General features: G+C 61.5%; 1 protein-coding gene. It reads right to left on the bottom strand.

Annotated features, from left to right (window positions below; genetic code table 11):
- The coding region (locus KVS69_RS20820; RefSeq protein WP_217540252.1) for an ABC transporter permease subunit at nucleotides 1-231 on the bottom strand (231 nt) is incomplete at both ends.

Here is a 231-nt window from a genome sequence, read left to right as displayed (position 1 = left end):
CTGGAGCCGATCTGCTGAGCAGTGCGGAAGACTTCCACGACGGTGATAACTGCCAGAAGCGCCGTGCCTTTGACGACGATCGTGCATTCATTGATGATTGCCGGCAGCGAGCGCATGTAAAGCTGCGGCAGGATGACCTTCAGCCAGATCGCCCGGGATTTAAGGCCGAGCGAGGCGGCTGCCTCAATCTGTCCCGGCGGGATGCTGGCCAATGCGCCGCGCAAGGTCTCC

Source organism: Stenotrophomonas sp. GbtcB23, from assembly GCF_019091045.1.
GTDB classification, from domain to species: domain Bacteria; phylum Pseudomonadota; class Gammaproteobacteria; order Xanthomonadales; family Xanthomonadaceae; genus Stenotrophomonas; species Stenotrophomonas rhizophila_A.
The sequence above is the reverse complement of the archived record's forward strand: the minus strand, read 5'-3'. Positions and strand labels throughout refer to the sequence as shown.